The following is a 4340-nucleotide window of genomic DNA, read 5'->3' on the forward strand; positions in this document are numbered from 1 at the left end:
GACCACGGAGAAACAGGCGTGGGAAGTGTTCCGTCCCGCGAGATTGATGTGCAAGCGCACGCCATTGCTGATGGAGGCATTCGGCATTGAAGTGAATGCCGCCAATATGAATCGTCCGGCAGACGGAGCCCGGTTTGAGCCGCTGATCGGCAATCCCGGGGATGGGCAGTCACCCAATTGTGCGATTGTGGATGAGTACCACGAGCATGATACCGATGATCTCTACACCACTATGCTGACGGGTATGGGCGCACGGCGACAGCCGCTGATGTGGGCGATCACCACGGCAGGTTATAACATTGAAGGCCCGTGTTATGACAAGCGGCGCGAGGTGATCGAGATGCTGTCCGGCAATGTGCCCAATGAAGAGCTGTTCGGGGTGATCTATACCGTGGACGAGGGGGATGACTGGACCTCACCGGACGTATTACGCAAGGCCAACCCGAATATGGGGATCTCGGTCTATGCCGATTTCCTGTTGAGTCAGCAACAACGTGCTCTGAATAACCCGCGTTTAGCCAGCGTATTCAAGACCAAACACCTGAATATCTGGGTATCGGCCCGTGAGGCTTATTTTAATAGTGTGAGCTGGAAACAGTGCGAAGACACCTCACTGACACTGGAGCAATTCGAGGGTCAGCCTTGCTTTCTGGCCTTTGACCTCGCCCGCAAGCTGGACATGAACAGCATGGCGCGGCTTTTTTCGCGTGAAATCGACGGCAAACAGCATTTTTACAGTATTGCGCCACGGTTCTGGGTGCCGTATGACACGGTTTACCGTGTGGAGCAGAACGAAAATCGGCGCAGTGCTGAGCGTTTTCAGAAATGGGTGGAAATGGATCTGCTGACCGTGACGGAAGGTGCCGAAGTGGATTACCGCTACATTCTTGAAGAAGCCAAGCTCGCTTGTCACCTGAATCCGGTGAATGAGGCACCGATTGACCCCTTCGGGGCCACCGGCTTATCTCATGCACTGGCGGATGAAGGTATTAATCCCATCATCATTACCCAGAATTTCACGCATATGAGCGATCCGATGAAAGCGCTGGAAGCGGCTATCCAGTCCGGGCGTTTCCATCATGACGGTCACCCGATTATGTCGTGGTGTATCGGCAATGTGGTCGGGAAAACGATGGGCGGCAACGATGACATTGTGCGCCCGATTAAAGAGCAGAAAGACAGCAAAATTGATGGCGCGGTCGCGCTGATGATGGCGATGGGGCGGGCCATTTTGCACGCAGCCCCCAGTCTCTCCGATCATCTGATCTCCCACGGTGTTCGCTCACTCTGAGATTTTTTTATGAAATTATTAATGATGGCTGCCCCGCTGGTCGGGTTGGCCGGTGGCGCTCTGCTGTCTTACGGCGCATGGCGGCTGTTGCCAGCAACGGGTTTTATAGTCGCAGGCAGCCTGTGCCTCGGCTGGTCGTATGGGGTCTCACGTATGTTGAGCCAGAAACCCGATAAGGAGACCTAATGTTTTTCCCCGGCTTATTTCGCAAATCCGCCGATGCTATGACCGCCCGTGATTTAAGTGAATTGATTGGCCTGTCCTATGATACCTACAGCGGACGGCGGGTCAGTCCACAGTTAGCGATGCAACTCACCGCTGTGTTCAGTTGTGTGCGGGTGCTGGCGGAATCGGTCGGCATGTTGCCCTGTTCGCTGTATGAGCAATTAGAACGGGGTAACCGACGTGCTGTTAAAGAGCGGCTGCATCAACTGTTGTCGGTCAAACCCAATCACTATATGACACCGCAGGAGTTCTGGGAGTTGCTCATTGCCTGCCTGTGCCTGCGCGGTAACTTCTATGCTTACAAAGTGAAGGTGCTCGGGGAAGTGGTGGAGTTACTGCCCCTCGATCCGGGCAGCGTCACGGCAAAACTCAATAAGGACTGGCAGCCGGACTATCAGGTGACTTTCCCGAGCGGTGAAAACCGGACGCTGACACAGGATGAACTCTGGCATGTGCGCATTTTTACACTGGATGGTCTGACCGGGTTAAGCCCGATTACTTACGCCCGGCAAGCGATAGGGCTGGGACTGGCCACCGAAGAACACGGTTCTCGATTGTTTGGCAACGGGGCCGTGACCAGTGGTGTCCTGCAAACGGATCAAGCCTTGAAAGAGGAAGCCTATCAGCGGCTGAAAATGGATTTTGAAGCCCGTCATCAGGGGCTGGTCAACGCCCATAAGCCGATGATCCTGGAGATGGGGCTGAAATGGCATCAAATCAGTTTATCGGCAGAAGATGCACAGTTTCTGGAAACCCGTAAGTTTCAGTTGGAGGAAATCTGCCGCATTTTCCGGGTGCCGTTGCATATGGTGCAGAACACTGATCGCGCTACCTTTAACAACATTGAAAATCTGGGGATCGGGTTTATTAATTACTCGCTGGTGCCGTACCTCACCCGCATTGAACAACGTATTAATGCTGGGCTGGTCAAAACTGCTAAACAGGGGCGGTTCTATGCCAAGTTTAACACGGGAGCTTTACTGCGTGGCGATATGAAATCCCGCTTTGAAGCCTACGCCACCGGTATTAACTGGGGTATTTACGCGCCGAATGAATGCCGGGAGCTGGAAGAACTCAATCCCCGTGAGGGCGGCGATATTTATCTCACACCGATGAACATGACCACGCAACCTGAACCAGCGCCGAAAAAAGAGGAAGAAGATCATGCCGATGATCACCCAACAACGACTTGATATGCCGCTGAAAATCAAATCGGTCAACGATGCCGGCGAATTTGAGGGATACGGCTCTGTGTTCGGCCTCAAAGACAGCGCTGATGATATTGTCTTACCCGGTGCGTTTGCCAATACGCTGAAACAATGGGGTGAAAAAGGCAGTCTGCCTGCGTTGCTCTGGCAGCACCGGATGGATGAACCCATCGGGATTTATACCGACATGAAAGAAGACGAGACCGGGCTGTATCTCAAAGGGCGACTGTTGATCGAAGCTGATCCGCTGGCAAAACGAGCTCATGCCCATATGAAAGCCGGATCACTTTCTGGTTTGTCGATCGGTTACACCCTGAAAGACGGAGAGTATGACCGAACAAAGCAGGCTTTTTTATTGAAAGATCTCGATTTATGGGAAGTCAGTCTGGTGACTTTTCCCGCTAACGAGGATGCGCGGGTGAGCAATGTGAAATCCGCCTTGGCTCGGGGTGATATCCCCAATCCCAGTTGTATTGAACGGGTTCTGCGCGATGTTGGACTCTCCCGCGCTCAGGCTAAGGCCTTTATGGCGGAGGGATACGGCGCGTTGTCTTTGCCTGATGCTGAGACTACCTCGGCATTAACGGCCCTGAAATCATTACATTTTAACTAACCGGAGTGTTTGATGACGATTGAAGTCAAAGATGTACAACAGGTTGCGCAGGAAATTCAGCAGCGTTTCGATGAGTTTAAACTGAAGAACGATCAGCGGATCGAGGCCATTGAGGCTCAGAAAGGGAAGTTGTCCGAGCAGGTGGATACCCTGAACGGCAAACTGTCTGAGCTGGATACCCTGAAAACCGCGCTGGAAGAGGAGTTGGCGGGGCTGAAACGTCCGGCAGGCGGCAGCAACAACAGCAAGGCAGTGAGCGAGCACAAAACCGCGTTTGCTCAGTTTCTCCGCAAGGGCAAGGAAGAGGGGCTGGCCGCGCTGGAACAAAAAGCCATGCAAACCACCGTCGATCCTGAAGGCGGCTATGCCGTGCCGGAGGCGTTGGATCGCACTATCATCAATGCCCTGAAAGACGAAGTGGTGATGCGTGCCGAGTGTCACGTGGTGTCCGTAGGCAGCCCGAACTTCAAGCGGCTGGTGAATCAGGGCGGTACGAACAGTGGCTGGGTGGGCGAAACCGATGAGCGCCCAGAAACTAAAACGCCGAAGCTGATGCCCATCGAACCGACATGGGGCGAAATTTACGGCAATCCTGCCGCGACCCAGACCATGCTGGATGATGCTTTTTTCGATGTGGACGCCTTTATTTCATCTGAACTCACACAAGAGTTTGCTGAGCAGGAGGAGCGTGCGTTTACCCACGGTGACGGCAAAAACAAACCGAAAGGTTTGCTGGCCTACGGCAGTGATGCGCAGGAAGACAAAGATCGCAAATGGGGCACGTTGCAGCATCGGTTGCTGAAAAAGCCGACCGAGGTCACCGCCGACGACATACTGCAGCTGATCTACACGCTGCGTAAACCGTATCGCACCGGCGCAAAGTTCATGATGAACAACAACCTGCTGTTTCAGGTGCGCACCCTGAAAGACAGTCAGGGCAACTACCTGTGGCAGCCGGGCCTGCAACTGGGGCAACCTTCCGCCTTGCTCGGCTACGGTATTG

The 4340-nt window shown here is 53.7% G+C and carries 4 protein-coding genes; all 4 read left to right on the forward strand.

All coding sequences use genetic code 11. The features are described 5' to 3' along the window. Positions 1-1291: terminase large subunit (locus tag AACS92_RS15510; protein WP_099111690.1), on the forward strand; the 1291-nt coding region annotated here is incomplete at its 5' end. A 185-nt stretch (positions 1292-1476) separates the two neighbouring features. Then, the gene (locus AACS92_RS15520) at positions 1477-2709 is read left to right on the forward strand and encodes a phage portal protein (protein WP_099111691.1); all 1233 of its coding nucleotides are present in this window, start codon (positions 1477-1479) and stop codon (positions 2707-2709) included. After that, complete coding sequence (locus AACS92_RS15525) at positions 2687-3337, forward strand: HK97 family phage prohead protease (RefSeq protein WP_153044792.1); 651 nt, start codon at positions 2687-2689, stop codon at positions 3335-3337. Before AACS92_RS15520 ends, AACS92_RS15525 begins: the two co-directional genes overlap by 23 nt. Positions 3338-3349: 12 nt before the next feature. Then, positions 3350-4340, forward strand: a 991-nt coding sequence (locus tag AACS92_RS15530; protein ID WP_099111693.1) for a phage major capsid protein, incomplete at its 3' end; no start/stop codon positions are given.

Origin of the sequence: Xenorhabdus sp. KJ12.1 (genome assembly GCF_963876495.1) — a bacterium.
GTDB lineage: Bacteria > Pseudomonadota > Gammaproteobacteria > Enterobacterales > Enterobacteriaceae > Xenorhabdus > Xenorhabdus stockiae.